Source organism: Amycolatopsis sp. NPDC005003 (assembly GCF_053600695.1).
Window position 1 is genome coordinate 58300 of the sequence record NZ_JBSGAI010000023.1, and the last position, 21377, is coordinate 79676.

The 21377-nt window shown below is 71.0% G+C and carries 20 protein-coding genes and 1 pseudogene; 8 read left to right on the forward strand and 13 right to left on the reverse strand.

What is annotated here, in order from left to right; all coding sequences use genetic code 11:
• Positions 1 to 81 precede the first annotated feature (81 nt).
• Entirely contained in the window at positions 82 to 1683 is a 1602-nt protein-coding gene (locus ACWED2_RS25585; protein WP_449693009.1) for a hypothetical protein, read from the reverse strand.
• 107 nt (positions 1684 to 1790) lie between these two features.
• Here ACWED2_RS25585 and ACWED2_RS25590 point away from each other — a divergent pair, with 107 nt between their 5' ends.
• Together ACWED2_RS25590 and ACWED2_RS25595 are read left to right on the forward strand one after the other, a co-directional pair.
• The gene (locus ACWED2_RS25590) at positions 1791 to 2891 is read left to right on the forward strand and encodes an LLM class flavin-dependent oxidoreductase (protein WP_449693010.1); all 1101 of its coding nucleotides are present in this window, start codon (positions 1791 to 1793) and stop codon (positions 2889 to 2891) included.
• The gene (locus ACWED2_RS25595; protein ID WP_449693011.1) at positions 2888 to 3475 is read left to right on the forward strand and encodes a CE1759 family FMN reductase; all 588 of its coding nucleotides are present in this window, start codon (positions 2888 to 2890) and stop codon (positions 3473 to 3475) included. The genes ACWED2_RS25590 and ACWED2_RS25595 overlap by 4 nt, the downstream gene beginning before the upstream one ends.
• Before the next feature lie 55 nt (positions 3476 to 3530).
• Here the strand turns inward: ACWED2_RS25595 and ACWED2_RS25600 are convergent, their stop codons facing one another.
• Together ACWED2_RS25600 and ACWED2_RS25605 are read right to left on the reverse strand one after the other, a co-directional pair.
• Complete coding sequence (locus ACWED2_RS25600; RefSeq protein WP_449693012.1) at positions 3531 to 4733, reverse strand: DUF222 domain-containing protein; 1203 nt, start codon at positions 4731 to 4733, stop codon at positions 3531 to 3533.
• 52 nt (positions 4734 to 4785) lie between these two features.
• Positions 4786 to 5382, reverse strand: coding sequence for a dihydrofolate reductase family protein (locus ACWED2_RS25605; protein WP_449693013.1), 597 nt, complete (start codon positions 5380 to 5382; stop codon positions 4786 to 4788).
• A gap of 145 nt (positions 5383 to 5527) precedes the next feature.
• Here ACWED2_RS25605 and ACWED2_RS25610 point away from each other — a divergent pair, with 145 nt between their 5' ends.
• The 3 genes from ACWED2_RS25610 to ACWED2_RS25620 are packed head-to-tail and all read left to right on the forward strand — an operon-like array spanning position 5528 to position 8016.
• On the forward strand, positions 5528 to 6952 hold the full coding sequence (locus ACWED2_RS25610; protein ID WP_449693014.1) for a serine hydrolase domain-containing protein: 1425 nt from the start codon (positions 5528 to 5530) through the stop codon (positions 6950 to 6952).
• A complete protein-coding gene (locus ACWED2_RS25615) occupies positions 6919 to 7335 on the forward strand; it encodes a PGPGW domain-containing protein (protein ID WP_449693015.1) in 417 nt (138 codons plus the stop codon). The genes ACWED2_RS25610 and ACWED2_RS25615 overlap by 34 nt, the downstream gene beginning before the upstream one ends.
• 18 nt (positions 7336 to 7353) lie before the next feature.
• Complete coding sequence (locus tag ACWED2_RS25620; RefSeq protein ID WP_449693016.1) at positions 7354 to 8016, forward strand: TetR family transcriptional regulator; 663 nt, start codon at positions 7354 to 7356, stop codon at positions 8014 to 8016.
• On the opposite strand, the gene ACWED2_RS25625 is transcribed toward ACWED2_RS25620, so the two are convergent.
• The 7 genes and pseudogenes from ACWED2_RS25625 to ACWED2_RS25655 form a co-directional block, all read right to left on the reverse strand.
• Entirely contained in the window at positions 7976 to 8641 is a 666-nt protein-coding gene (locus ACWED2_RS25625) for an epimerase (protein WP_449693017.1), read from the reverse strand. The two genes, ACWED2_RS25620 and ACWED2_RS25625, sit on opposite strands and share 41 nt — an antisense overlap.
• On the reverse strand, positions 8638 to 9036 hold the full coding sequence (locus tag ACWED2_RS25630) for a carboxymuconolactone decarboxylase family protein (RefSeq protein ID WP_449693018.1): 399 nt from the start codon (positions 9034 to 9036) through the stop codon (positions 8638 to 8640). Before ACWED2_RS25630 ends, ACWED2_RS25625 begins: the two co-directional genes overlap by 4 nt.
• Before the next feature lie 89 nt (positions 9037 to 9125).
• Positions 9126 to 11594, reverse strand: a complete 2469-nt coding sequence (locus tag ACWED2_RS25635) for a LamG-like jellyroll fold domain-containing protein (RefSeq protein ID WP_449693019.1) — start codon at positions 11592 to 11594, stop codon at positions 9126 to 9128.
• A 29-nt stretch (positions 11595 to 11623) separates the two neighbouring features.
• Positions 11624 to 12598: an ABC transporter permease gene (locus ACWED2_RS25640; protein WP_449693020.1), complete on the reverse strand. Its 975-nt coding sequence runs from the start codon at positions 12596 to 12598 to the stop codon at positions 11624 to 11626.
• Entirely contained in the window at positions 12595 to 13545 is a 951-nt protein-coding gene (locus ACWED2_RS25645; protein ID WP_449693021.1) for an ABC transporter permease, read from the reverse strand. The genes ACWED2_RS25640 and ACWED2_RS25645 overlap by 4 nt, the downstream gene beginning before the upstream one ends.
• A pseudogene (locus ACWED2_RS25650) lies at positions 13532 to 15092 on the reverse strand (sugar ABC transporter ATP-binding protein); the annotation flags it as partial. The pseudogene ACWED2_RS25650 and the gene ACWED2_RS25645, both read right to left, overlap by 14 nt.
• Positions 15089 to 16168: an ABC transporter substrate-binding protein gene (locus tag ACWED2_RS25655; protein ID WP_449693022.1), complete on the reverse strand. Its 1080-nt coding sequence runs from the start codon at positions 16166 to 16168 to the stop codon at positions 15089 to 15091. The gene ACWED2_RS25655 and the pseudogene ACWED2_RS25650, both read right to left, overlap by 4 nt.
• A 153-nt stretch (positions 16169 to 16321) precedes the next feature.
• Between ACWED2_RS25655 and ACWED2_RS25660 the strand changes: the two genes are divergently transcribed.
• Entirely contained in the window at positions 16322 to 17326 is a 1005-nt protein-coding gene (locus ACWED2_RS25660; RefSeq protein WP_449693023.1) for a LacI family DNA-binding transcriptional regulator, read from the forward strand.
• A gap of 59 nt (positions 17327 to 17385) precedes the next feature.
• On the opposite strand, the gene ACWED2_RS25665 is transcribed toward ACWED2_RS25660, so the two are convergent.
• The 3 genes from ACWED2_RS25665 to ACWED2_RS25675 all read right to left on the reverse strand — a co-directional run bounded on the left by ACWED2_RS25665 (position 17386) and on the right by ACWED2_RS25675 (position 19838).
• Positions 17386 to 18543, reverse strand: coding sequence for an AAA family ATPase (locus ACWED2_RS25665; protein WP_449693024.1), 1158 nt, complete (start codon positions 18541 to 18543; stop codon positions 17386 to 17388).
• A 133-nt stretch (positions 18544 to 18676) separates the two neighbouring features.
• Positions 18677 to 19231: a snapalysin family zinc-dependent metalloprotease gene (locus tag ACWED2_RS25670; RefSeq protein ID WP_449693025.1), complete on the reverse strand. Its 555-nt coding sequence runs from the start codon at positions 19229 to 19231 to the stop codon at positions 18677 to 18679.
• Positions 19232 to 19346: 115 nt separating this feature from the next.
• The gene (locus ACWED2_RS25675; protein ID WP_449693026.1) at positions 19347 to 19838 is read right to left on the reverse strand and encodes a winged helix-turn-helix transcriptional regulator; all 492 of its coding nucleotides are present in this window, start codon (positions 19836 to 19838) and stop codon (positions 19347 to 19349) included.
• Positions 19839 to 19939: 101 nt separating this feature from the next.
• Here ACWED2_RS25675 and ACWED2_RS25680 point away from each other — a divergent pair, with 101 nt between their 5' ends.
• Positions 19940 to 20644: an SDR family oxidoreductase gene (locus tag ACWED2_RS25680; protein ID WP_449693027.1), complete on the forward strand. Its 705-nt coding sequence runs from the start codon at positions 19940 to 19942 to the stop codon at positions 20642 to 20644.
• Positions 20645 to 20724: 80 nt separating this feature from the next.
• Positions 20725 to 21327, forward strand: a complete 603-nt coding sequence (locus ACWED2_RS25685; protein ID WP_449693028.1) for a TetR/AcrR family transcriptional regulator — start codon at positions 20725 to 20727, stop codon at positions 21325 to 21327.
• Positions 21328 to 21377: the final 50 nt, after the last annotated feature.

A 21377-nucleotide genomic window follows, 5' to 3' on the forward strand; every position in this document is an offset into this window, starting at 1 on the left:
GGCCTGCACCGTAGTGCAGGATATCCGCCGACCCCGACAACTTTCGCGCGCTGTCCTCCCCGGAGTGGCGCGCACCGCCCCCTAGCGGGGGTCGTAGCCCAGGTCGGGCCACAGACTCAGCAGGGCTTCGATCTTCCGCGGGACCTGGAAGCTGTTCCGGAAGTTCGGCTTCTCGCCGATCGCGGCGAGGGCCTTGCGGAGGTCGCCGAAGGCCGGTTTGGCGGCCGACTGCCGGGTCAGGACGTAGCAGTACGTGCGGCGTGGGTAGGCGAATTCGTCGATGTGCGCCTGCAGAACGAGACCGGGCGCCTCGATCCGGGACCCGACGAGGGGACGGCCCTGCTTCTGGCTGTAGACGGGGATCACATGCACCCCCGCGCGGAGCGTGCGCGGCGGGTCCTGGCCCTGGCCGTCGTCGGCCCAGAGCAGCTCGACCCGGAACGGCGATTCGCCGCCTTCGCCGGGGTGGGTGTACTCGCGGGCCAGCTCCTCGAGCCGGTACTCGGCCTCGGCGGATGGTTCGCCGCCTTCGACGAGGCTGACCAGGTACAGCTCGGCCGGCCGCGGCCAGGACGGCCGGGGCACGTCGGTGGCTTCGGCGGATTCCGGCTCGGCCGCAACCGGTTCCGTGGTGGCGGGCGCCGCGGTGGCGGCCGTGTCCGGGGTCTCCGGCTGCTCCGCGGACGAGCCGGCGGGCGCGGCCTCCGCCGGGTGCTCCTGGGCGTCTGGGCCGGCCGCGCCCGGCTGCGCCGGGTGGCCGGAGTCGGCAGTGCCGGGCTGCGCCGGGGAACCGGCTCCCGGAGTGCCCGGCGCGGCGGTAGGGCTACCCGGCGCGTTCGCGGGGTGAACGGGGGAGCCGCTTGCGGGGGCGCCGGGCGTCGGACGGACCGGGGAACCGGGTGCGGCGGTCCCCGGCGCGGGGCGTACCGGGGAACCGGTTGCGGGCGTGCCCGGCGTGGGGTGGACGGGGGATCCGGCTGCGGGTACGCCCGGCGTCGGGCGGACCGGTGAACCGGGTGCGGGCGTGCCGGGAGCGGTCGCCGGTCGCACCGGCGAGGGCGGCGGCGTCGCGGCCGCGGGCCGGACCGGTGGCACCGGGCGGCTGGTCACCACCGGCCGGGCGGGCGCCGCGGCGGTCCGGGTCGCCGCCGCGGGGCGGGCGGTGACCGGCTTGCCGGCGCCGTACTGCTCCAGCAGCGGCTCCAGGTCACCGGCGGTCAGCGAAGGGCCCGCGAGGTCGCACCACTCGAGCCAGGCCTCCTGGGCCTCCTCGACGGTGTGCCGCTCGTGGGAGAGGGTGACGGCCTCGAACAGCTGCCGCGGGCCGGCGGCGGTGACGTCGGCCGAGCCGACCACCACGAACGACGGGTCGTCCTCCGCGATCACCAGCTTAGCGTTCAGCCCGCGCAGCGAGTGCACGATCACGCCCGCCTTGACCCAGTGCAGCAGCGCGTGCGGGCTCGTCGCGCCGGACAGCACGGTGTCCAGGCTCGCGTCCGTGATCAGCGTGTCGCCGGGTTGCAAGGGCAGCAGGGCCGCCGCGCCGGGCCCGACGTGGCCGAAGGCGGCCACCAGGTTCCGGCGCGGGGCGAGCAAGGGGGTGATCGAGGCCCAGATGTCGCGACCGGCGAGTAGTCGTACCGAACGTTCTGCCAAACCCAGCCGAGCGAGCTCCGCGTCCATGTCCCCGACCTTAGCCGGTGCCCCCAAGGCACTTGTCGGCCGGAATATCTCTTGCTTGGAAGTAGTTGAACGCGCATGTAAGATGGTGCTCGCGAAGGGAGCAGGTCATGCAGTTCGGAATCTTCACGGTGGGCGACGTCACGACCGATCCCACGAACGGAACCACGCCCACGGAGCACGAGCGGATCAAGGCGATGGTCCGCATCGCGCTCAAGGCGGAAGAGGTCGGCCTCGACGTCTTCGCGACCGGCGAGCACCACAACCCGCCGTTCGTGCCGTCGTCGCCCACGACGATGCTGGGGCACATCGCGGCGCAGACGTCCAAGCTGATCCTGTCGACGTCGACGACCCTGATCACCACGAACGACCCGGTGAAGATCGCCGAGGACTTCGCGATGCTGCAGCACCTCGCCGACGGCCGCGTCGACCTCATGATGGGCCGCGGCAACACCGGCCCGGTCTACCCGTGGTTCGGCCAGGACATCCGCCAGGGCATTCCGCTGGCCATCGAGAACTACGCGTTGCTGCGCCGGCTCTGGCGTGAGGACGTCGTCGACTGGTCCGGCAAGTTCCGCACCCCGCTGCAGGGCTTCACGTCGACCCCGCGGCCCCTGGACGGCGTCCCGCCGTTCGTCTGGCACGGGTCCATCCGCAGCCCGGAGATCGCCGAGCAGGCGGCCTACTACGGCGACGGTTTCTTCGCCAACCACATTTTCTGGCCGAAGGAGCACTTCCAGCAGCTGATTTCGTTCTACCGCCAGCGGTTCGAGCACTACGGCCACGGATCGGCGGACCAGGCGATCGTCGGCCTCGGCGGCCAGGCGTTCATCCGGCCCAAGTCCCAGGACGCGTGGAACGAGTTCCGGCCGTACTTCGACAACGCGCCGGTGTACGGGCACGGGCCGTCCCTGGAGGAGTTCACCGACCAGACGCCGCTGACGGTGGGCAGCCCGCAGGAGGTCATCGACAAGACGCTGACCTTCCGCGAGCACTTCGGTGACTACCAGCGCCAGCTGTTCCTGATGGACCACGCCGGCCTGCCGCTGAAGACGGTGCTGGAGCAGCTCGACCTGCTCGGCGAGCACGTGATCCCGGTACTGCGCAAGGAACTGGACTCCCTGCGTCCCGCACACGTCCCGGACGCGCCGACGCACGAGTCTCTGAAGGCGGCGGCTGCGGCTTCGGCTTCGGTGGAGGCGACGGTATGAAGCTCGCAGTGGTGACGGCGGGTCTGTCGGTGCCTTCGTCGACCCGCCTGCTGGCCGACCGCCTGGCCGCGGCGACGGTCGCCGCGGCCGGGGAACCGGTCTCGGTTGCCGTGGTGGAGCTGCGGGACATCGCCTTGGACATCACGAAGAACCTGTTGACGGGCTTCCCGAGCCCGCAGCTGCGCACGGCGATCGAGACGGTGACCGGCGCGGACGCGCTGATCGCGGTGACGCCGGTGTTCACGGCCGGGTACAGCGGGTTGTTCAAGTCGTTCTTCGACGTGCTGGACGCGGATTCCCTGGTGGGCAAACCCGTTCTGCTGGCGGCGACCGGCGGGACGGAGCGGCATTCGCTGGTCCTCGACTACCAGCTGCGGCCGCTGTTCGGGTATCTGAAGGCGGATCCGGTCGCCACGGGCGTGTACGCGGCATCGTCCGACTGGGGCAGTGGCGAGGCGTCGGGCGCGTTGCAGCGGCGGGTCGAGAAGGCGGGGGCCGAGCTGGCCGCCGCGGCGGCCGGACGGCCTGCCGAGTCGGGGGAGCCGGAGTTCGTTCCGTTCGAGCAGTTGCTGGCTGCCGACTGAGGTTGGGGCGTGGGGTGTGGGCTCGCAGCCGGATGGCTGCGGGCCTTTCCCGTGTTCAGGCCGCGTAGGGCAGCGGTCCGTGGCGGTTGCTGCGCCGGGGTTTTCCGCGTCGGTCGGTGAAGACGGGTGGGAGGGACTCGGGGAGGCCGTCAGCGATGCGGGCTTCCCCGCCCGAGCGGCTCAGCAGCCGGTCGTGGTGGGCGCACAGCAGTGCCAGGTCGTTCAGATCGGTGGAGCCGCCGTCGGCCCAGTGGTGGATGTGGCGTGGTGGGCGGAGGCAGCCGGGGACCGCGCAGCCTCGGTTGCGCAGGAACAGGGAACGGCGGAGTCCGGCGGAGATCCCCCAGCGGATGCGGCCCAGGCTGAGAGGCTCGCTCTTGGTGCCCGGCACGGCGGGAATGGTCACGGCGTCGCAGACGTGCATGCGGCCTTCGGCGGCCGGCATCTCCCCGGTCTCGCGGAGGGTTGCCTTCCCCATGCCCGGCTTCGGATCCTCCACCGACACCGCGGCCAGGTCCTGTGCTCCTTCCCTGGCCGGCATCGGCAAGTCCGGAGAATCCAGGGCCAGGTCGATGGCGTCGGAGAAGGCATCGCCGCGCCGCTGGGGCAAAGTGCGGTGTTCGTCGCCGGTGCGCGGCTCGGTCAGCGCGTTCAGCAAAGCGTTGGCGCGGGTGCCGGTTTCGTCGTCGAATCGGGCGTTCAGTTCCCAGGTGCCGGATCTTCGGCGGCGCAGGAACAGCTCTCGGGCCGGGACGGCGGGTTCGGTGGCGTCGAGTGCCCGGCCGCCGGGGTCGAGGCGTGCGAGGATGCGGGTGCCCAGGGCGGCGACCTGCCGATACCCGGCCTCGCCGGCGAAAGTCAGCAGGTCCGCCTCGACACTCTTCCGCTGCTCAGGAGGCACCTGGATGAGCACGCCGGTGATCACGTCGATCATCGGGCTGCTCAACCGCCCCGCCCGAGCTGCGGCACCGGTCGCGGGTGCCAGCGCGGGAATCGGGCTGCCGTCGGGGTTTCGGCCCGGATTGACCAGGCGGGCGCGCTTCACCAGCCGTGTGGCGGCCGACCTCGGGACATCGGCGAGCTGCTGCAGGAGCCGGATGGTGGAGTGGTAGCCGAACAGCTCCATCATCCCGCGCTGCTCGATTTCCACCAGCAGCGCACCAAGTTCGGCTTCGGTGGACCGCATGGTCGCGAGCAGCTGACCGATGCGGTCGGCGTAGGCCGCCGCCTCGGCGGTGAGGGTCGCATTGTCGGACATAGATCAAGATTACCCACGTTTCGAACATGGGGTTATCACACGATCGGGTAAATCAGTTGTGGTGGACCCGGTATCGCACATGCGTAACCCCTTGTCCCGCAACGACTTCTACCTGTTCCAGCTCGGCTTTCCCGGTGTCGAGGTTCTCGAAGTACCGCACGCCTTCGCCGAGCAGTGCCGGCACCAGGTCGATCCGCACCTCGTCGAGGAGCCGCAAGTTCAAGCACTGCTGGGCGATCGACGGCCCGGAAACCCCCACGGTTCCGTCGCCGGCGGTCTTTGCCTGCTCGACCGCGCTCGCGACGTCCGCCCAAAACGTGAAGGGCGCCAAGTGATCCGCGGGCCAGCCGGTGGGCGGCGGACGGTGGGTCACGACGAAGGCCGCCCCGCCGCCCGGGGGCCGGCCACCCCAGCCGTGGGTGTACTCGAACACGCGGCGGCCGCACACGAAAGCGCTGTGGCGCACCGATTCCAGGAACGCGCTCAGGTACTCCGCGCTGGCGGGCGCGACGCGGAACGTCATCGGGTAGCCGATCATCGGGACCTCGACGTCGCCGGCCTGGTACCAGTCGAAGAGCGGTCCGACGCTGTCGTCGGGCCGCGCCACGAACCCGTCGAGCGACATGCAGAAGCTCGCCACCACCGGCATCGTTGTCAACCTCTCTATTTATCAACCTAATGGTTGAATATAGGAACGGTGCCGGCGGCTCGTCAAGGAGGGTGCCGAAAGTAGGGGGTGGTGCCCGCCGTCCGGCAGCAGCCGACGGGGGTGGCCGCCGCCTACTTTCAGCGGCATGACCAGGCTTTTCCTCGTACTTGCGGCCCTTCTGCTCGCCACCGCGGCTCCGGCGCGGGCCGCGGCGCCGCCGGACATCGACAGCTACGTCCGCGCCTACCTGGACCACACCGGCCTCCCCGGCGCCGCGGTCGCGATCACCCACGGCAACGCAGTGATCCGAACCGCCGGCTACGGACACGACGCCGCCGGCACGCCCCTCACCGCCGAAACCCGCCTGCCGATCGCGTCCCTGAGCAAGTCCATGACGGCGTTCGCGGTACTCCAGCTCGCCGAAGCGGGCCGGCTGGGGCTGGACGAGCCGGTGACGCGGTACCTCCCGGACTTCCGGCTCGCCGATCCCCGCGGCGCGCGGATCACCGTCCGGATGCTGCTGGACCAGACGTCCGGGATGGCCGACTCCGCCTTCCCCGACCTGGCGCTGCCGCAGCCGCACACCCTCGCCGAGGCCGTCACCCGGCTGGCGGACGCCGGGCTCGCCGACGAACCCGGTGCCCGGTTCCACTACCACAACCCGAACTACGAGGTCGCCGCCCGGATCGTCGAGGTCGTCGGCGGGCAGCCGTTCGACGACTACCTGGCCGGGCACGTCTTCCGGCCGCTGGGCATGACCGGCAGCAGCTCCGCGGCCGCGCCGCCGCCGGGGACCGAGGGGTACGTCCGGGCGTTCGGGATCGAGATCCCGGTGTCCGAACCGGACTGGTTCACCGGCGGCAGCCACGGCGTGCTCAGCACCGCGGAGGACCTGGCGAAATGGCTGGTGGCGCAGCGGGACGGCGGCGGGGTCGTCTCGCCGGCGGCCGCCGCGCTGGCGCACACGCCCGCGCCGGGACGCGATTACGCGCTGGGCTGGCGGGTCCGGGACGGGAAGACGTCGCACACCGGCGAGTGGTTCTCCCACACCGCGGCGCAGGTGCTGCTGCCCGGCGGGTACGGCGTCGCCGTGCTGGCGAACACCGGGATGGCGCTGGACAACGAGGCCGAGCTGCTGGCCGAGGACCTCGCGAGCCTGCTGGCGGGCGGCACGCCGGAGCCGGCCCTGCCCGCCGGGGTGGTCGCGGACCGGGTACTCGGCGCGTTGGCCCTGGTCGCGGTGGGACTGGCGGTGATCGGAGTGCGCCGGGCCCGGAAGCTCCGGTGGTGGCGGCTCGTGCCGCCGTTGCTGCCGCTCCTCCCGCTGGCGTTCCTGCCGCAGCTGCTCGGATGGGTATTCGCCGGGCGGCGGGGTACCTACGACCAAGTGCTCTACGTCTGGCCGGGACTCGTGGTCGCGCTCGGTGTGGCCGCGCTGGCGGGCCTGACCGTGGCCGCGGCCAGGGCACGGGCCCTCGTGAGTGGCACGCGAGGCCGCGACCAGGAAGAATCGGACCAGACGAGGGGAGACGCCCGGTGGGCATCGGCAAGCAGACGAAGCGGATCCTGATCACGGTGGCGGGGGCCATCCTGCTGGTGGTCGGGGTGCTGCTGCTCGTCCTGCCCGGTCCCGGGCTGCTGCTCGTGCTCGCCGGGTTGCTGCTGCTGGCGTCGGAGTTCCCGGCGCTCGAGAAGTACGTCGATCCGGTGCGCGACCGCGCGATGAAGGCGGCCGAGGAGAGCGTTTCGTCGCCGCTGCGGATCGCCGGCTCGGTGCTGGCCGGGCTGGCGCTGCTGGCGGCGGGGATCGTCTGGGGCACGGTGAAGTCGCTGCCGTTCAGCGGCTGGAGCACCGGGTCGAGCCTGATCCTGTCGTCGGTGATCCTCTTCGCGCTGCTGATCTGGAGCTACCGGCGGGTCAAGACCCGGCGCGAGGCGCCCAGCCGCAGCTGAGGGGATACTGTCGGCGGCATGAGCGCCGGATTCCAGCGAGCCCGGCGGCCGGAGCAGGTCGAGGCGCGCCGCACCGCGATCCTCGCCGCCGCGCGGGAGCTGCTGGCCCAGCGCCCGGTCGCCGACATCAGCCTGCGGGAGCTGGCCTGCCGCGTGGGGCTCGCGAAGTCCAATGTGCTCCGCTATTTCGACAGCCGCGAGGCGGTCTTCCTCGAGGTCCTCGACACCGCGTGGACGGAGTGGCTCGACGAGCTGGACGGCAGGCTCGGCGAGCCCGCGCCACCGGACCCCGGCTTCGCGCGCGAAGAGCGGGTCGCGAGGGCGATCGCGGCGACGCTGGCCGAGCGGCGGCTGCTGTGCGAGCTGGTCAGCGCGATGGCGCCGGTGCTGGAACGCAACATCTCGCCGGAGTTCGCCCGCAGCTTCAAGAGCCGCGCGACGGCCAGCACCGAGCGGCTCGGTGCGCTGGTCCGGACCCGGGTGCCGGAGCTGTCGGCCGACGGCGCCCGTCAGTTCGCGGCCGGCGTGGTGATCGTGGTGTCGGGGGCGTGGCCGCACGCGAACCCGACCGCCGCCGTCGCGGCCGCCGCGGCCGAGCTGGGCGGGGTGCCATCGTTCGCGGAGGTGCTGGCGGAAAGCCTCACGAACCTGCTGGCCGGGCTCGTCGCGCGGCGGCGGTGACCAGGTCGGCGTTCTCGAGCACCGGCTTCTCGTAGCCGTTCTCGGCGACTTCCAGCATCGCCCGGCCGATCTCCTCGTTGGTCGTCACGAAGCCGGGGAACAGCCGCCGCAGCAGCGGGTACAGCGGCATCGCGACACGGTAGAGCGTCCGGTACAGCGGGGTCCTGGACGTGATCCCGTGCATCGGCTGGATGTAGCCCGGGCGGACGGCGAACGTCCGCAGCGGCAGCCTGGCCAGTGCGTTCTCGGTGGCGCCCTTGACGCGGGCCCAGCGCACCCGGCCGCGTTCGGTGCTGTCGGTGCCCTGGCCCGAGACGTACACGAACGTGGTGCCTTCGGGCAGCTTGCCGGCGACCGAAAGCGTCAGCTCGTAGGTGATCCGCTCGTACTCCGCCGGCGCCATGCCGACCGAGGACACGCCGAGGCAGTAGAGGCAGACGTCGTAGCCGGTGATCGGTTCGAGGGCGAACAGGTCCCGCTCGACGCGCTCGGTCAGCTTCGGGTGCGTCTCGCCGAGCGGGGACCGGCCCACGGCCAGCACCGCCTCGACGCGCTCGTCGAGCAGGCACTCGCGCAGTGCGCCCCGCCCGACCATGCCGGTCGCGCCGAAGAGGACGACCCTCACGCGTCCGCCACCGGCAGGAGACCGCGTTCGGCGAAGACCTTCTTCGCGACGGCGGTCGCGTTCAGGGCACGCGGGAAGCCGCAGTAGGCCGCGGACTGCAGGAGCGCTTCGACGATCTCCTCCGGCTTCAGGCCGGCGTTGAGCGACGCGTTCACGTGCACCTCCAGCTGCGGCTCGCACCCGCCGAGCGCGGTCAGCATGCCCAGCGTCACGAGCTGGCGGTCGCGCGGCACGAGCGCCGGCCGCGAGTAGATTTCGCCGAAGCCCCACGACACGAGACTGTCGGCGAGCTTCGGCGAGACGTCCGCGAGGCCGTCCAGCACCCGCTGGGCGTTCTCTTCCCCGTTGAGGTCGACCAGGGCCCGCATGCCGCGTTCGAAACGATCTTCGCTCATGACAGCGACGGTAGCGGCTGGAGCGGACTCCAGGTCAACCGGAAAGGCCGCGCCGGGAACATCCCGGCGCGGCCCGTTTCGCGGAACTCCTACTTCCCGCTCGAGTACAGCGCGCTCACGTCGGCGTCGGACAGCGCCCGGTCGTAGACGTGGACCTGGTCGACCTCGCCGTTGAGGAAGTCGACCGGGTTGCCGCCGTACTTGCCGCGGCCGATCACGGTGTTTCCGGTGGACGCCTCGCCGAGACAGACGCTCTTCGTCGCGGCGAGCTGGCCGTCGACGTAGAGCTTCAGCGTGCCCGCGGCCGCGTCGCGGACGCCGACCACGTGGTACCAGCGACCGGCTTCCGGGGCCGTGGGCGCCAGGGCCCGCGTTCCCACGAAGCTCATCGCCAGCCGGTGGTCCTGCCCCGAGTACTGCAGGAAGAACGCGCTGTTGCTCGGGCCGTCCTGGCTGACGATCGTCTGGAAACCGTCACCGACGGCGGTGAACTTCACCCACGCCGCCGCGCTGTAGCTGCCTTCGGTGTTCACCAGGGCCGCGCCCGTGTCGGCGTACTGGCCCGACCCGTTCACCGCCAGCGCCGAGCCGCTCTTGCCCGCGGTCCAGGACGCGCCGCCGACGAGCGTGGCGTCGTGGTCGCCCACGCTGTCCGCGGCCACCGTGCCGGTGTTCTCGTCGAACGGGTACGCCGCGATGCCGTCGATGCCCGGCGTGCCCTGCGGGACCGACGGCCCGGACACGGGAGCGCCGGTCGCGCCCTTGATGACCGCGAGGTTCGCCGCGCGGACCGCCGCGAAGTCCATCTTCTTCACCTGCCGGTCGTAGGTGAAGAAGCCGTTGACCTCCTTCTCGACGTCGGTGGTCTGCGTGTAGACACCCGCGGACACCCCGCACCGCTGGGCGACCAGCAGGAGGCGCTGCTGGAGCTCGCCGTAGCGCCGGGTCAGCGTCGCGCTGTCCGGCTCCATCTCGTAGGCGAAGCTGCCCGCCGCGTCGAACTCGTGGCCGGCGACCTTGAGGCCGAGGCCGCCGTACTCGCCGTCGACCGCCGCGCGCGTCCCGTTCTGCGCCGGTGTGCCCGGGCCGGTGTAGCTGTGGTCGTCGTAGATGTCGCCCTTGCCGCTGTCCGGCTCCGACCGGCAGCAGTTGACGCCGGACTCCGCGTTCACCAGCCGCGTCGGGTCCCAGGACTTGACCAGGTCGGCGATGCGGCCGACTTCGTAGTCGCCCCAGCCTTCGTTGAACGGCACCCAGCTGACGATCGACGGGAAGCTGCGGTGCTGGTCGATCATCCGCTTCATCTCGGACTCGAAGTTCACGCGTGAAGCGGCGGACGGCTCGACGTCGTCCTTCATCGCCGGCATGTCCTGCCAGACCATGAGGCCGAGCTTGTCGGCGTAGTAGTACCAGCGGTCCGGCTCGACCTTGATGTGCTTGCGCACCATGTTGAAGCCGAGCGCCTTCTCCTGCTCCAGGTCGAACTTGAGCGCCGCGTCGGTCGGCGCGGTGTAGATGCCGTCCGGCCAGAAGCCCTGGTCCAGCGGGCCGACCTGCATGACGAACTTGCCGTTGAGCAGCATCCGCTGCTTGCCGTCGGCGGTCTTGCCGAGGCCGACCGTGCGCAGCCCGAAGTACGAGCCGACCTCGTCGCCCGACGGCACGAGCTTCACCCGCAGGTCGTAGAGGAACGGGTCGTCCGGCGACCACAGGTGCGGCCGGTCCACCTTGAGCTTCAACGGCGTGTTCGCGTCCCCGGACACCCGCCCGACCGGACGGCCGTGGTCGTAGGCCACCGCTTCGACGCGCTGCTTCACCGGCCCGCCGACGACCGCGGTCACCGTCACCGAACCGAGGTCCGGGGTGAGGTCCAGGCGGTCGATGCGCGCGGACGCCACCGGTTCCATCCAGACGGTCTGCCAGATGCCGGAAGACGGCGTGTAGAAGATGCCGTCACCGGCCCGCCGCTGCTTGCCGATCGGCTGTCCGCCCTGGTCGTTCGGGTCGGCGACGCCGACGACGATCTCCTGGGTCTTCGCCGTGGTCAGCGCGTCGGTGACGTCCACGGACCAGGCGTCGTAGCCGCCGGTGTGGCGGCCGACGGTCTTGCCGTTGACGATCACCGTGGCGTCGTAGTCGACGGCCTGGAAGTGCAGCAGCAGCCGCTGTCCCTTGCCGACCTGCCAGGTCTTCGGGACCTCGAAGGTGCGGCGGTACCACATGTTCGTCTCGTGGCGCATGATCCCGGACAGCGCGGATTCGACCGGGTACGGCACGAGGATGCGCTCCCCGAGCGTCTTGCCGATCGGGGCGGCTTCACCCGGGGCCGCCTTGGCGAACTCCCAGACGCCGTTGAGGTTCTGCCACCGGTCGCGGGTCAGCTGCGGTCTCGGGTAGTCGGGCAGGGCGTTGGCGGGGGAGACGTCGTTGGTCCACGGCGTCGACAGCGGCGGGGTGAGCCGCTGCCACTGGGGTGGGGACTCGGCGTGCGCGGCGGGGACCGCGAGTCCGGTGAGGGCCAGTGCCAGCACGGCGGCCAGTCGGGCGGGGCGGAACATCGGTGAACCTCCTGGTAGGGGCTTCGGGTTCAACGGGTACGGGAGCGCGCGAGCAGGCGCTGGATCACGACGACGACGAGCAGGAAGGCCCCGCTCACCACCGTCTGGTAGTTGGAGTCGAGGGTGCCGATCTGGTTGATGACGTTCTGGATCAGCGTGCGCAGCAGCACGCCGACCAGCGTGCCGATGATGGTGCCGGCGCCGCCGGTGAGCAGCGTGCCGCCGATGACGACGACGGAGATCGCGTCGAGTTCGGTGCCGACGCCGATCACCGTGACGCCGGACTGGAGGTACGCGGCGGTGAGGATGCCCGCGACGCCGGCGAGCGCGCCGCTGAGCGTGTAGAGGCCGATCTTGGTGCGGGCCACCGGGAGCCCCATCAGCACCGCCGACTGCTCGGCGCCGCCGATGGCGAACACGGACTGGCCGAACCGGGTGCGGCGCAGCAGGAGCCCGCCGAGCGCGAACAGGACGAGCGTCAGGTACACCGGCACGCCGACGCCGAAGACCGTGCCCTGGCCCAGCCAGAGGAACGCCGAGCCGGAATCCACTTTGTACGTCGTCGCGCCCTCGGACGTCCACGCCAGCAGGAGGCCCCTGGCGAACAGCAGCGACGCCAGCGTCACGATGAACGGCGCCATTCCGGTGCGGGCGATGAGCAGGCCGTTGACGAACCCGATCAGCGAGCACACGGACAGGGGCAACAGGATCGCCACGACCAGCCCGTACTGGGCGCCGTAGGCGGCGAGGACGCCGCCGAGCGCGTAGTTGGAGCCGACCGAGAGGTCGATGCCGCCGGAGATGATCACGAACGTCATGCCGAGCGCGATGATCGCCAGGAAGGAACTTTGCAGCGCCAGGTCGCGCAGGTTGTCCGGCGAGCCGAAGCGGGGGAAGGCGAACCACGCGGCGGCCATGCCCAGCACGAGCACGACGGCCGCGCCCTGGCGTTGCAGGACTCCGGCGAACGCCGCGCCCGAGGCCTGGGTCTGGGTTGCGGTCATCGGCTGCTCCGCTCACGCGCGACGTAGACCGCGGCGACGATGATGGCCGCCTGGACCATCTGCGCGGTCGAGTCCGGCAGGTTGTGCTTGATCAGGGTGGCGTGCACGAGCTGCATGAGCAGCGCGCCGAACACGGTGCCGAGCACGCGGACCCGGCCGCCGGTCAGTGGGGTGCCGCCGACGACGACCGCGGTGATCGCGGACAGCTCCATCAGCAGCCCCAGGTCGTTCGGGTCACTGGCGCCCAGCCTCGACGTCGCCAGCACGCCGGCCACCGCGGCCAGCGCCCCGGAGATGACGTAGACGCCGACGAGCACGCGTTTCACCGGCAGCCCGGCCAGGGTGCTCGCCGCGCGGTTGCCGCCGACGGCGACCAGGTGCCGCCCGAACGTCGTGCGCTGCACGACCAGCCCGGCCAGGACCGCGAGCACGCCCGCGACGATCACCATGACCGGGACGCCGAGGACGTCACCGGTGCCGAGCGCCAGGAAGTCGCGGTTGTGCAGCTGGACGAGCTGGCCGTGGGCGATCACCAGGGCGAGTCCCCGCCCGCCGACCAGCAGGGCCAGCGTCGCGATGATCGGCTGGATGCCCAGGTAGGCCACCAGGTAGCCGCTGAACAGGCCGGAGACGATCCCGGCGATGACGGCGACGATGATCGCCGTCAGCGGACCCGCGCCCAGGTAGAGCGGGATGAGCGCGGCGGCGATCGACATCACCGAGCCGACCGAGAGGTCGATGCCCTCGGTGCCGATCACCAGCGCCATGCCGAGGGCGACGATGCAGACCGGTGCCGCCTGCACCAGCTGGGTGCGGAAGTTGGCCGCGGACAGGAAGTTCTCGGTGAACAGGACGTTGAACAGCAGCAGCACGACGACGGCCAGGTAGACGCCGTAGTCCTGCAGCCACGCGGTGACCTTCGCGCGCTCGAGGGTGGAAGTCGACATCGTTGTCACCCGCCGGTGCTTTCCGCCGCGATGGCCGTCAGTACGTTTTCCTCGGTGATGCGGTCGCCGGTCAGCTCGCCGGCGACCGCGCCGTCGCGCAGGACGACCACGCGGTCGGAGCCGTCGATCAGTTCCTCCAGTTCGGACGAAATGAGCAGCACGCCGAGCCCTTCCCGCGCGAGTTCGTCGATCAGCGCCTGGACCTCGGCCTTCGCGCCGACGTCGATGCCGCGGGTGGGCTCGTCGAGCAGCAGGATCTTCGGGCCGGTGGCGAGCCAGCGGGCGAGCAGCACCTTCTGCTGGTTGCCGCCCGAAAGCTCCGACACCTTCTGCTCGGGACCGGCCGCCTTGATCCGCAGGCGGTCCATGAAGATCTTGACGATCCGGTCCTGTTTGGCCTTGCTGACCAGGCCGAACGGCGAGAGCGCCGGCAGCGCGGCGAGCACGATGTTCTCGCGCACGGACAGGTTCGGGATGATGCCGTCGGTCTTGCGGTCCTCGGCCAGCAGCGCGATCCCGGCGCGCACGGCTTGCGCGATCTTGCCCCGCTTCAGCGGTTTCCCGGCGAGCAGCACGCTGCCGCCGTCCAAGGGGAACGCGCCGACGATGGCCCGGGCCGTCTCGCTGCGGCCGGAGCCGAGCAGCCCGGCCAGGCCGACGACCTCGCCGGGCCGGATGCTGACCGAGACGTCGTGCAGCTTCCGCATGCCGCTGAGGTTTTCCGCCTTGAGCAGCGGCTCGCGTTCGACGTCGTGTTCCTCGCCGAACGCCGTGACGCCCTCTTCGCGGATCTGGCGGATCTCCCGGCCGAGCATCAGCGACACGAGCTCGATGCGCGGCAGCGGCTTCAGCGGTCCACTGTGGACGACCCGGCCGTCGCGCAGCACGGTGACGCTGTCACACACCCGGTACAGCTCGTCCATCCGGTGGCTGACGTAGACGATCGCGATGCCTTCGGCGTGCAGCCGGTGCAGCACCTCGAAGAGCGTCTCGACCTCGCGCGGCTCGAGCGACGACGTCGGCTCGTCCATGATGACGACCTTGGCGTCGGTCGACACCGCGCGGGCGAGGGCGACCATCTGCTGCGCGCCGACACCGAGGGTGTGCAGCGGGCGTTTGACGTCGTCGTCGATGCCGTAGCCCTTGAGCAGCTCGCGGGCGTCGGCGTACATCTTCGACCAATCCACCAGGCCGGCGCGGGTGCGCGGCTCGCGGCCGAGGAAGACGTTGCCGGCGATGCTCATCAGCGGGACGAGGTTGACCTCCTGGTAGATGGTGGAGATCCCGGCGCGCTGGGCGTCGATCGGCCGCTTGAACGTCACCGGCTCGCCGAGGTGGCGCACCTGCCCCTCGTCGGGCTGGTGGACGCCGGTGAGCACCTTGATCAGCGTGGACTTGCCGGCGCCGTTCTCGCCGACCAGCGCGTGCACCTCGCCCGGCGCCAGCGTGAAGCTGACGTCGTCGAGCGCGAGGGTGCCGGGGAACCGCTTGGTCACCCCGGTCACCTCGAGCACCGGTGCGGTCCTCACTTCGGTGGTGGCCGTCACTGGTAGGAGTTCCCCACCTTCTGGGCCGCGTTGGTTTCGTCGTACTGGTCGTCGGCGATGACGATGCTCGCCGGGATCGGCTCGCCGTTCTCGAACTTCTGCAGCGTCTGGAAAGCCAGCGGGCCGAAGCGCGGGTTGGACTCGATCACGGCGTTGTAGCTGCCGTCGACGATGAGCTGCACGGCGTTGCGGGTGCCGTCGATGGAGACGATCTTGACGTCCTTGCCCGGTGCCTTGCCCGCTGTCTTGAGCGCGTTGACCGCGCCGACGCCCATTTCGTCGTTCTCGGCGTAGACGGCGGTGAGGTCCGGGTGGCTCTGGATGAGCTGTTCCATCACGGCCTGGCCCTTGGACCGGTCGAACTCGCCGGTCTGCTCGGCGACCACGGACAGGCCCGGCGTCTTCGCGAGCTCGTCCTTGAAGCCCTTGGTGCGGTCGGTGGTGACGTTGTTGCCCGACGAGCCGAGCAGGATCGCCACCTTGCCGGTGCCGCCCGTCGACTTCGCCAGCGCCTGGGCGGCGCGTTGGCCCTGCTCGACGAAGTTGGAGCCGATGAAGGTGAGGTAGTCGGTGCACGGCTGCGACGTCACCTTGCGGTCGATGGTGACGACCGGGACCTTCTTGGCCTTCGCCGCGTCGAGGGCGGGCTGGAGGCCGTCGGAGTTCAGCGGGGCGACGACCAGCAGCTGGGCGCCGCGGTCGAGCATCGACTTGATGTCGCTGATCTGCCGGTTCAGGTCGCTCTGGGCGTTGGTGACGAGCAGCTTGTCCTTCGCGATGCCGAGCTTCGCGGCTTCGTCGCGGATGGACTGCGTCTCGGTGATCCGGAAGGGGTTGGCCTCCTTTTCGGACTGTGAGAAACCGACCACCGCCGTCTTGAGGTCGACCTTGGGGTAACCGGTCTTCTGCAGGGTGCAGCCGTCGGCGCTCGGGGCGGCGGACTGGGCGCTGGCGGCCGGCCCGCCGCCGCTGGTGGGGGCGGCGGGGGTTTCTTCCCGGGCGGTGCAGGAGGTGAGGGTCAGCGCGGCGGCGGCCGCGGTGACCAGGACCAGTCGGGGACGGGAGGGCAAGAGCACGTCGACTCCTCGGGCAGCGTCGTTGGTGGCCCGCTCGCCGGGGTGATCGGGGTCACCTCGGGAGCCTTGAAGTACTTTTTACATCGTTGGAACAACGTTGTAAACCGGCAGCCGCTCGCTACACTTCGTGCTCACTCTCTGAAGGGACCGCCCGTGACCGTGACGCTCAAGGACGTCGCCACGCTTGCCGGAGTGTCGGTGAAGACCGTGTCGAACGTCGTGAACGGCTACGCCTTCGTCAAGCCGGAAAACCGGCGGCGCGTCGAGGAAGCCCTGGCGGCGACCGGGTACCGGCCGAACATCGGGGCCCGCAACCTCCGCCGCGGCCGCACCGGCTTCCTGGCGCTGATGGTGCCGGAGCTGTCGATCCCGTACTTCGGCGAGCTGGCGGGCCTGGTCATCACCGCGGCGCAGAAGCGCGGCTGGAGCGTCCTGATCGAACAGACGCAGGGGACGCGGCAACGGGAGCGGGAGACGCTCGCGTCGCTGGGGCCGCACCTGGTCGACGGGGCCCTGGTGCACCCGGAAGCCCTGCAGGCGGCGGACTTCCCGGCCGACCCGGGTGGGATCCCGCTGGTCATGCTCGGCGAGCACGCGGTGGACCTGCCGATCGACCACGTGGCGATCGACAACGTCCTGGCGGCGCGCACGGCGGTGGCGCACCTGGCCTCGCTGGGCCGCACGCGGATCGCGGCGATCGGGCGCAACCCGGAGCGCGGGACGTCGTCGCAGCGGCTGGCCGGGTACCGCGCGGCCCTGCAGGCGGCCGGTTTGTCCTATTCGGACGCTTTGGTGGCGCCGGCGGAGAAGTGGCACCGGTCGGTGGGGGCGGCGGCGATGAAGTCGTTGCTGGCCCTGCCTGCGCCGCCGGACGCGGTGTTCTGCTTCAACGACCTGCTGGCCGTCGGCGCGCTGCGCGCGGTGGCCGAGCTGGGCCTGCGGGTGCCCGAGGACGTCGCGATCGTGGGGTTCGACAACAACGAAGAGAGCGCATTCTCACTGCCGTCGCTGACGACGATCGCGCCAGACAAGACGGCACTGGCCGAGGCCGCGGTGGACCTCGTGCACCGGCGCATCACGGGGGACAAGACGTCGCCGCCGCAGGACGTCCAGACCCCGTTCGCCTTGGAGATCCGTGAAAGCACTCGCGGCCGCTGACCCCACGCGTGCCTGGATGGACGACACGGCGCCCGGCCTGCCGTCCGGCCGGGTACGGGTCAGCGGGAGGGCCAGTGCCAGGAGGGGCGGTCGAGGTGGCCCTGGCCGGCCACCTTCGTCTCGCCGTATTCCTTCGCCAGCTCCACCGTGCTCACGTCGGTCACTTCGGAGAGGGCGCGGATCAGGGGCTGGGCGTGGGACACCACCACCAGCTGGGTCTCCTTCGCCGCCGTCGCGATCAAGGTCGCCAAGGCCGGGAGCAGGTCCGGGTGGAGGCTGGTCTCCGGCTCGTTCAGCACCAGCAGCTCCGGCGGGCGCGGGGTCAGCAGGGCCGCCACCCAGAGCAGGAACCGCAGCGTCCCGTCCGACAGCTCCGCCGCCGACAACGGCCGCAGCAGGCCGTGCTGGCGCAACTCGACCGACAGCAGGCCGTCCTCGGAGCGCCGCACCTCCAAGGTGGAGCCGGGGAACGCCGCGTCGACCACCTCCGCGAGCTCCTCGGTGCGGCCCACCTCGATGATCGTCTGCAGCGCCGCCGCGAGGTCGGCGCCGTCGTGGGCCAGCACCGGGGTGCGGGTGCCGATGCGGGACTGGCGCGCTGGTGCGTCCTCGTCCGTGCGGAAGTGGTCGTAAAAGCGCCATGACCGGATGCGCTCCCGCAGGACCAGCAGCTCAGGGCACGCCCGCGGGTCCGCGAACTCGCTCAGCATGCTGTCGGTCAACCGGATCTTGAACCGCTCGTCGCCCCAGGCCCCGGAGGAAACGCGCGTGCGGACCGACGGGCCCGCCCGGTCCGCGAGCAACGCGGCCGGCCGCAGGACCGGCCCCGACCACACCGCTTCCCGCTTGAACTCCGGGTCGAGGTTGAACAGCGTCGCGGCCGGCACCGGCAGCCCCAGGTCGAGCGCGTAGCCGAACTCCTCACCCGCGAAGCCGAGCCGCAGCCCGACGGCCTTCGTGTGCACCTTGCCCTGCACCCGCGTGGTCCCCCGCCGCACGCCGTTCTCCGGGCCGGCCCACAACGTCGACGGCAGGCCGCCCTCCCGGGCCAGCGCCGCCACGGCGCCGTTGCGGGAGGCATCCGCCAGCAGCCGCAGCGCCCGGTAGAGGCTCGACTTGCCGCTGCCGTTCGGCCCGGTGACGACGGTCAGCCCGGACAGTGGCAGCACCAGGTCGCGCAGCGACCGGTAGTTCGCGACGGCCAGCGTGGTGAGCATGCCCCCGAACCTAGCCGAAGTGCCGACGGGCATCACGTGTGTTCGGCGGGGCATCATGCGTGTCCGAGGGGGTATTGCTCGTGACTGAGGGGGCATCACGGCTGATGCCCCCTCAGTCACGCGTGATGCCTGGTCACTTGACCGGCATCGTCACTTCGTAGACGCGGGACGCGGCCTTGCGGGCGCCGGTGAAGCCGTTGGTCCACAGGGATTCCACCTGCGACGCTTCCTGCGCGTTCGGGTTCGCGTTGGTGCACGACGGGCCGGGGCCGCCGCCGGACATCAGCTCCGAGCACGGACCTTCGTAGTGGTCCGGCAGGCCCAGCGCGTGCCCGGTTTCGTGGGCCGCGATGCGGGTCTGGTCGTACTGCTGGGCCTGGGTGTAGTCGATGAAGATCGTGCCGCTGCCGTGGCCGTCGGTCTGGGCGTACGAGCCGCGCGGGTCGTTGCCCTCGGTGTAGTGCAGCGACGCGCCCGAAGAGCGCTCCTGGAGCTTGACGTTCGACACCGCCGCGTTCCAGTTGGCCGCGCCGGCGTTGATCACCGCGCGGAAGCTCGGGGCGTCCGAGGTGTCGTAGTAGACGATCGTGGCCGCTTCCGGGGCCGCGAAGGCCGGGCCGGCCGTCAGCGGGGTCGCGATCATCGCCAGGGCGACGGCGGCGCCGGGCAGCAGGTACTTCCTGGACATCGGGACGACTCCTTGCCGTGGGGAATTTACCGGGTCTGCGCGCGCTGGGTGTCGAACTTACGGAATCGCCCGGCGTTTGTGACCCGACTTTCGTACCGGCTTGGGGCCGTTCGGCTCAGCCGACCGGTTCGGCCAGCGGGATTTCGCCCTCGCCGAGCCAGGATCCGCGCCACGCCAGATCGCCCCTGGCCAGGGGTTTCCCGCAGGCGTCGCACTTCGCGCCCGGCCGGGTGAGCTGTCCGCAGCGGGAGTGGACCAGTGTCATCGGGCCGGGCGAAGTGTCCGACGCGGTGTGGGCGTCGCCCCACGCGCCGAGCGCGTGCAGCACCGGCAGTGCGTCCGAACCGGCCTGGGTGAGGCGGTATTCGTGGCGGGTTCGGCCGCCGTCGCGGTAGGGGAGCTTGGTCAGCAGGCCGCGGTCGACGAGCTTGGCCAGCCGGGTGGTCAGCACGTTGTCGGCGATGCCGAGCTGGGCGCGGAAGTCTTCGAACCGGGTGGTGCCCGCGGTGGCGTTGCGCAGGATCAGCAGCGTCCACGGTTCGCCGAGGACGTCGGCGGCGCGGGCGATCGGGCAGGCGGCATCCGCCCAGGTGATGCGACGGCTCATCGTGTGATCCCTTCAACCTGGCTTGCTTGGAGCAAGTTTACGCCGTAGGGTCGGTGACAGCTAGCTTGCAACGAGCAAGCCAGGTGCGAGAGGAGCTCGTCATGGACATCACTGGTGCGGTGGCGCTGGTCACCGGAGCGAACCGCGGACTCGGCCGGCGCTTCGCCGAGGCGCTGCTGGAGCGCGGGGCGGCCAAGGTCTACGCCGCCGCGCGGAACCCCGAGTCGATCGACCTGCCGGGCGTGGCCCCGCTGAAGCTGGACGTCACCGACCCGGAGTCGATCAGGGAGGCGGCCGCCGTGGCGAGCGATGTCACGCTGCTGGTGAACAACGCCGGATCGTCCACCGGCGCCTCCTTGCTGGGCGGATCCCTTGAGGACATCCGGCTGGAGATGGACACGCACTACTTCGGCACCTTGGCCGTGACGCGCGAGTTCGCGCCGGTCCTCGAGCGCAACGGCGGCGGCGCGGTGCTCAACGTGCTGTCGGTGCTTTCCTGGTTCACCGCCCCGCGGGTCGCGGCCTACTCCGCGGCGAAGTCCGCGGCCTGGTCGCTGACCAACGCGCTGCGCCTGGAACTGGCGCCGCAGAAGACGCAGGTGACGGCGCTGCACGTCGGGTACATGGACACCGACATGGCCAAGGACGTCGACGGCCCGAAGACCGACCCGGCGGTCGTGGCGGGACTGGCGTTGGACGGCGTCGGCGAAGGCCGGTTCGAGGTGCTCGCCGACGACGTCAGCCGGAACGTGCGGGCCGGGCTCGCCGGCGATCTCCCCGTGCTGTACCCCGCGCTGGTTTCCTGAGCGTTTTCCGGACCCCGGAATACGGCGGTGCCTGCCGCGGGCGTATGAATAGGCGGGTGGCGGAACGCGTCGAAGCGGGAATGGGCCGAAGAAGAAACCGCTGGGGCGAAGGCGAACGGTTGCGCGGCGAGATCCTGGCCGCCGCCGGCCGGTTGCTGGCCGAGCTCGGCGGCGAGGACGGGCTGACGATCCGCGGCGTCGCCCGCGCCGTCGGCATCGCCCCGGCGAGCATCTACCAGCATTTCTCCGATCGTGCGGAATTGGTCCGCGGTTTGCTGGACCACGAATACGCCCGGCTGCGGGATTCGATGCGCGCGGCGGAGGAGGCGATGGGGGAAACCGACGTCGTTGGTCGCGTCCGGGCACAGATTCACGCCTACTGCGCGTTCGCGATGGAGAACCCGGGCCATTACCGGTTGATGCTGGCGAACGGGGCTTCGCGGCCGGCTCCGGACGCCCGCGCGGAGGGCCCGCTGCTCGACGTGATCGACCGGCTGGCCGCGGGCTTCGAGCGCTGCATCGAGGCCGGCCACCCGTTGCGGGTGACGCCCGGCCGCGCGGCGGCGGTCGTGTTCGTGGGCGCGCACGGGCGGGTGGCGCTGTTCCACAGCGTGCTCAACCGGACCGGGGCGGAGCTGGTGGAGCCGTTCGTGGACGAGCTGGTGTCACTGGTGTTCGAGTGATCGGCTTGCGAGGTCGCGGATGAGCAGGGGAACCACGGTTTCGGCGCGCA

What these genes read in the sequence shown, in the direction of transcription:
- ACWED2_RS25585 (WP_449693009.1), bottom strand. Translation starts at nt 1,683, where the DNA reads ATGGACGCGGAGCTCGCTCGGCTGGGTTTGGCAGAACGTTCGGTACGA.
- ACWED2_RS25590 (WP_449693010.1), top strand. Translation starts at nt 1,791, where the DNA reads ATGCAGTTCGGAATCTTCACGGTGGGCGACGTCACGACCGATCCCACG.
- ACWED2_RS25595 (WP_449693011.1), top strand. Translation starts at nt 2,888, where the DNA reads ATGAAGCTCGCAGTGGTGACGGCGGGTCTGTCGGTGCCTTCGTCGACC.
- ACWED2_RS25600 (WP_449693012.1), bottom strand. Translation starts at nt 4,733, where the DNA reads ATGTCCGACAATGCGACCCTCACCGCCGAGGCGGCGGCCTACGCCGAC.
- ACWED2_RS25605 (WP_449693013.1), bottom strand. Translation starts at nt 5,382, where the DNA reads ATGCCGGTGGTGGCGAGCTTCTGCATGTCGCTCGACGGGTTCGTGGCG.
- ACWED2_RS25610 (WP_449693014.1), top strand. Translation starts at nt 5,528, where the DNA reads ATGACCAGGCTTTTCCTCGTACTTGCGGCCCTTCTGCTCGCCACCGCG.
- ACWED2_RS25620 (WP_449693016.1), top strand. Translation starts at nt 7,354, where the DNA reads ATGAGCGCCGGATTCCAGCGAGCCCGGCGGCCGGAGCAGGTCGAGGCG.
- ACWED2_RS25630 (WP_449693018.1), bottom strand. Translation starts at nt 9,036, where the DNA reads ATGAGCGAAGATCGTTTCGAACGCGGCATGCGGGCCCTGGTCGACCTC.
- ACWED2_RS25635 (WP_449693019.1), bottom strand. Translation starts at nt 11,594, where the DNA reads ATGTTCCGCCCCGCCCGACTGGCCGCCGTGCTGGCACTGGCCCTCACC.
- ACWED2_RS25640 (WP_449693020.1), bottom strand. Translation starts at nt 12,598, where the DNA reads ATGACCGCAACCCAGACCCAGGCCTCGGGCGCGGCGTTCGCCGGAGTC.
- ACWED2_RS25645 (WP_449693021.1), bottom strand. Translation starts at nt 13,545, where the DNA reads ATGTCGACTTCCACCCTCGAGCGCGCGAAGGTCACCGCGTGGCTGCAG.
- ACWED2_RS25665 (WP_449693024.1), bottom strand. Translation starts at nt 18,543, where the DNA reads ATGCTCACCACGCTGGCCGTCGCGAACTACCGGTCGCTGCGCGACCTG.
- ACWED2_RS25670 (WP_449693025.1), bottom strand. Translation starts at nt 19,231, where the DNA reads ATGTCCAGGAAGTACCTGCTGCCCGGCGCCGCCGTCGCCCTGGCGATG.
- ACWED2_RS25675 (WP_449693026.1), bottom strand. Translation starts at nt 19,838, where the DNA reads ATGAGCCGTCGCATCACCTGGGCGGATGCCGCCTGCCCGATCGCCCGC.
- ACWED2_RS25680 (WP_449693027.1), top strand. Translation starts at nt 19,940, where the DNA reads ATGGACATCACTGGTGCGGTGGCGCTGGTCACCGGAGCGAACCGCGGA.
- ACWED2_RS25685 (WP_449693028.1), top strand. Translation starts at nt 20,725, where the DNA reads ATGGGCCGAAGAAGAAACCGCTGGGGCGAAGGCGAACGGTTGCGCGGC.